Genomic DNA, 385 nt, shown 5'->3' on the forward strand with positions numbered 1-385 from the left:
AGCCGACGTTGACCTGGGGGTAGCCGGTGTCGATGTGTGGGTTGATCCAGTAGTTCTGTGCGTGTGGTCCCCAGATGGTGGTCATGTCGGTGTTGACGTTGTGGGGGTGGTTGGTGAGTTGGTAGTTGGCGGTGGGGCCGAACAGTCCGATGCGGTAGATGGCGTTGACGTCGAGGTGGTTGGTGTAGGGGGCTGTGGCGGTGATGGTTTCGGTGGCGCCGGGGTAGAGGATGTGTTGGGGTGCGTTGACCCATTGGCCGCCGTCGGCGTTGGCGCCTTGGAGGTATTCGGGCTTGTCGGTGTGGTTGGTGATGGTCATGGCGACGGTGGGTTCGCCGGGGCGGGTGATGGGCAGGGTGCCGGCGTGGGCTGCTCCGGCGGCGCC

General features: G+C 64.9%; 1 protein-coding gene. It reads right to left on the reverse strand.

Going from position 1 to position 385, the window contains the following annotated elements; translation table 11 throughout:
* Positions 1-385 (reverse strand): hypothetical protein (locus AMD30_RS24380; RefSeq protein ID WP_055477373.1); only part of this gene is annotated, 385 nt, incomplete at both ends.

Origin of the sequence: Gordonia sp. HS-NH1 (genome assembly GCF_001418765.1) — a bacterium.
Lineage (GTDB): Bacteria > Actinomycetota > Actinomycetes > Mycobacteriales > Mycobacteriaceae > Gordonia.